The organism is Streptomyces sp. NPDC057428, from assembly GCF_042803195.1.
GTDB lineage: Bacteria > Actinomycetota > Actinomycetes > Streptomycetales > Streptomycetaceae > Streptomyces.
This window is the reverse complement of sequence record NZ_JBHVCT010000178.1, coordinates 1-4630: the sequence shown is the minus strand read 5'-3', so window position 1 is coordinate 4630 and position 4630 is coordinate 1. Positions and strand designations below refer to the sequence as shown.

General features: G+C 68.3%; 2 protein-coding genes and 1 pseudogene. 2 read left to right on the top strand and 1 reads right to left on the bottom strand.

Translation table 11 applies throughout. From position 1 onward, the window contains the following. The first annotated feature begins 42 nt into the window (after window positions 1–42). The gene (locus ACFU5K_RS31255) at window positions 43–3591 is read left to right on the top strand and encodes a S8 family serine peptidase (protein WP_384067939.1); all 3549 of its coding nucleotides are present in this window, start codon (window positions 43–45) and stop codon (window positions 3589–3591) included. 192 nt (window positions 3592–3783) lie between these two features. Continuing rightward, window positions 3784–4134, top strand: a complete 351-nt coding sequence (locus ACFU5K_RS31250; RefSeq protein ID WP_384067936.1) for a hypothetical protein — start codon at window positions 3784–3786, stop codon at window positions 4132–4134. A 134-nt stretch (window positions 4135–4268) separates the two neighbouring features. Here the strand turns inward: ACFU5K_RS31250 and ACFU5K_RS31245 are convergent. Further along, window positions 4269–4457: pseudogene (locus tag ACFU5K_RS31245) on the bottom strand (transposase); the annotation flags it as partial. Window positions 4458–4630 lie beyond the last annotated feature (173 nt).

Genomic DNA, 4630 nt, shown 5'->3' with positions numbered 1-4630 from the left:
TCCAATTTGAGTCCAGACACCTCAAGGATCACAGGAGACGGCGTGTTTCCCGTATCAGGGCAGGTCAGGACACCCACACATACGGCAGGAGAGCCCGGAAACACCTACATGTATCCGGCCGCCGCCCTCCGGTACGTCGCGGCCGGCAAACTCGACCGCGAGCTCTTCAACATCACCCGGTTGCTGGCGGACGGTTACGGGGACGACCGGCGCGACAGCCTTCCGTTGATCGTCACCTACACCGATGCCGCCGCCCGCGCGCGGACCAAGACCGTGCCCACCGGCGCCAGCAGGACCCTCACCCTGAGCAGCATTCAGGGCGCGGCGCTCTCGGCATCACGGTCGAAGGCAGCCACCTTCTGGGAGTCGCTCACCGGCAAGGCTGGCGCGGCGAACGCTCGCGGCACCGGCGCCGAGCTCAAACTGCGCGGCGGGATCGCGAAGGTCTGGCTCGACGGAAAGGTCAAGGCCGCTCTGGCCGACACCACCGCGCAGATCGGCGCACCGCAGGTGTGGTCGGGCGGTGACACCGGCCAGGGTGTGGACGTGGCCGTGCTGGACACCGGTGTCGACACGCAGCACCCCGACCTCGCCGGACAGGTGGCCGCGAGCACGAGCTTCGTACCCGACCAGGATGTCGAGGACCACAACGGTCACGGCACCCACGTAGCCTCGACCATCGCGGGCAGCGGGGCCGCCTCCGACGGCAAGGAGAAGGGCGTCGCGCCCGGTGCGCGCCTGCACATCGGCAAGGTGCTGGACAACGACGGCAGCGGGCAGGACTCCTGGGTGCTGGCCGGCATGGAGTGGGCCGCCCGCGAGCAGCACGCCAAGGTGATCAGCATGAGCCTCGGCGCGGGACCCACCGACGGCCACGACCCGCTGAGCGAGGCCGTCAACGAACTCAGCGCCGAGACAGGTGCGCTCTTCACCATCGCGGCGGGCAATGCCGGCCCCCACTCCGTCGCGGCACCCAGCGTCGCCGATGCCGCGCTGTCCGTCGGCGCGGTGGACACTTCGGACACCCTCGCAGACTTCTCCAGCACGGGCCCGCGCCAGGGCGATGCGGGCCTGAAGCCGGAACTCACCGCCCCCGGTGTCGATGTACTGGCGGCCCGCTCGCAGTACGCAGAGGACGGCTCGGGCTACTACCAGACGCTGAGCGGGACCTCGATGGCCACCCCGCACGTCGCCGGGGCCGCCGCTCTGCTCGCCCACGCCCACCCCGACTGGACCGGGCAGCAGCTCAAGGACGGTCTTGTCAGCAGTACGAAGGCGACGCCGCGGTACACCGTGTACGAGGGCGGCAGCGGTCGTCTCGACGTCGCGGCAGCGGTCAAGGGCACGGTGTTCGCCACGGGCAGTGTGTTCGGCGGCTACAGGGACCCGTCGGCACCGGCCGGCGACAAGTCCGAGAAGGAGGTGACCTACACCAACACCGCGGATGCTCCGGTGACTCTGGACCTGGCGGCCGAGGTCCCCACCGCGCCCGCGGGCGCGTTCTCGCTGTCCGCACGTCAGGTGACCGTGCCCGCGCACGGCAGCGCCAAGGTCACTCTCACCACCGACTTCGACCTGATGAAGCGCGACACCACGACATCGGGACAGATCCTCGCCACCGGCCCTTCCGGCGCGGTGCTGGCCCGCACCGTGATCGGCGCCTACGTACAGGCCCCGCGCTTCACCCTCACGGTCAACGGCAAGGACCGCAGCGGCCGACCGATGAGCGGTGAGGTGTATCTGATCAGTGAGAAGGCCTTCTTCGGCCCCCTCCTCCTGGACGAATCCGGCACCGGAACGATCGACCTGCCTGTCGGCAAGTACTTCGTGAGCCTTGAGGGCGACGTCCAGGGCGCCCACGGGCCGCACTCGAAGGGCAAGGCGCTCCTGACGGTTCCCGAGGTGGCCGTCAACTCGGACACCTCGGTGCAGTTGGACGCTTCCAAGGCGAAGCAGGTCTCGGTCCGCACCCCGCAGGTGAGCACCCCGGCCAACACCCGCATCGACATCCGTCGCTCGTTCGACAACGAGACCTCCCTGTTCATGCAGCGGTGGCCGTCCAAGGAGTACGACAGCGTGTGGGCCCTGCCCAACAAGCCTGTCACCACGGGTAGCTTCGGTTTCGGCGGCAACTGGCGCCTGACGGAGCCGGCTCTGGCGGTGACGTACGGCAAGCGCGACTTCGACGACATGATCGTCGCCCGCGGGAGCACGCCGCTCCGGAAGGGCACGCGCCCGATCAAGGTGGTCTACGCCGGTGAGGGCGGCGTTGGTGCATACTCCAAGCTCGGCGCCCTGGGCAAGGCCGTCGTGGTGCGGCGCAGCGACGCGGTCGGACCGGCCGAGCGGGCCGCGAACGCCGCGAAGGCAGGTGCGAGGCTGCTGCTGGTCGTCAACGACGGCGACGGCCGCCTGGACCCGTGGGGTTCCGATCTCGACAACCCGTACGCCGAGCAGGGGAACCCGCCTCCCCTGACCGTGGCATCACTGACCGCGGACGAGGGCAACGAGCTGATCGCGGGGATCAAGCCCACCCGGAGGGCGCTGCTCCGGGTGACCTCACACCCCACCATGGACTACCTCTACGACATCAGCCGGCACTGGACGGCGATCCCGGCGGATCCGACCTACCGGCCGCAGAACAGCGACCTCAACCGGGTGAACGTCTCCTTCCGCAACAACCGGCCCGCCAGGGCGCAGGAGTCGCGTTCGGCGGTGTGGCAGGGTAACTACGGCTTCAATATGGTGCCCACGCCCGCCCAGGCCGAGCGAACCGACTGGGTCTCGCGCGACACGGACTGGGTGGAGGTCGCCGACGTGAACCAGCAGCTGCAGATCAGCAGCGACTCCGTGAAGCGCTACCCGAGTGGCAAGACCTCCCACCTGGAGTACTTCGGGCCGATCCAGCGCCCCCGGTCGAACAGCAACTACGTGCCCGTGCGGGTGGGCGATCAGATTCTGGCCGTGATTCCGGGGTGGGGCGACTCCGGCCCCGGGCACGTCGGCCGGACCCTGAACAACGGAGGGGTGCGGAACAGTGTGAAGATGTACCAAATACTCCCGGACGGCAACCCGCTCCTGCTGAGGGAATCCGTCACGGACACCATCGGCAGCGTTCGATACCCCCTCACGCTGGACAGCGCCGAGAAGCAGCCCTACCGCCTGGTCTCGGACAATGCCCGGGACTTCTGGGAGAACGACTACTCGGTCACGACGAGGACCGAGTGGGGGTTCACCTCGGCGGCGCCCGCGGCCGGCACCTATTCCGTCCTGCCGCTGATCCAGCTCGACTACAGCGTCGAAGGCATGGACGACGCGGGTAGGACGGCACGCCGCGCCGCCATCACCGTCACCCCCTCGCACCTGGAGGGCGGTCCCCGCTCGGACACCATCGGCAAGGTCGCCCTCGACGTCTCCTACAACGACGGCGCCACCTGGCAGCACACCGCCCTGACGCACACCGCGGCAGGCTGGACCACGCACCTCAACGCGCCCGCCAAGGCACAGTTCGTGACCTTGCGCACGAGCGCGTCCGACAGCGAGAACAACACCGTCACACAGAAGATCAGTCGGGCCTTCGGCCTGAAGTAAGCACGCGCGGAACAGCCTTCGCTGATCCGGTCGGGGCGGAACCGCAGCCGGCGGTCCCGCCCCTGACGTCGTCACGAGACGGTTCGGGGCGGGGGGGCGCGGTGCACGGGGAGGGCGGGAGCATGACAGGGGCCGGGAGGGGCAGACGCTGTGCACACGAGCCCGTCGGCGGGTCCGAAAACGGAGGTTTCGATGCTGTCGCACAGACGTGAAAACGATGTACTCGTCCTCACCGTGCACGAGGATCCGGGGATCGGTGGACGGGCCGCACTGGCCACCGCGATCGAAGACTTCGTACGTGCCTTTCAGCCGTCACCGGTACTCATCGTCATCGACGACGCCGCCGCCACCCCGGCGACAGCCAGCGCCGTACTGCGTGCCCGTCGCCGGTGTGGCGACCTGGACGTACTGTTCTCGGCCTCCACCCACAACGCGTCCATCCGCCGGCTGTTGGAGGACAACGCCGACTCCCTGGGGCCAGGACCGGTCGTTCACCCGCGAATCGATGTCGCCGGCGACGCGGCATACGGCGCCGCAGCCTGAACGTCGGTGACGAGGAACCCTCCGAGGCTGCTATATCGCGTCAAGCCGCTTGAACAAGTTCCTCGATGCTCCTGGTCTTGGTCATGGTGCGGTCAGTCCGTTCGAGGGTCTTGAAGATCGAGCGGCAAATGGCGGCGGTTGAGCTGTCGGTCTCCACTCCGGTTGAGCCGGTGCCAGTTGGTGAGCCCAGAGGAGGCAGGGATCGGTGAGACGCCCGCGAAGGACGCCAAGGCGGCTTCCGAGCGGAACCGGCCCTGATGGGACCAGCTGACCAGGATCTGAGCTGCGGTGATCGGTCCGACGCCAAGCAGGCCGAGGAGCTCTGGGGCGACCTCCCGGATCAGGATGAGGAGCAAACATTCAGCGGGTAATCGGAGCGTGATGGTTTCCGGCGTTGGATAACTGGCCGTCACGGTGGGAGCGTGGTGGAAGCGGGATGCGGTGTGGTTGGATCTCGTTGTGTCCGATCTTGAATTGCTGCCGCATGGGGAGCTTG

Coding starts and splice junctions, on each gene's coding strand:
- ACFU5K_RS31250 (WP_384067936.1), top strand. CDS start 3,784: ATGCTGTCGCACAGACGTGAAAACGATGTACTCGTCCTCACCGTGCAC.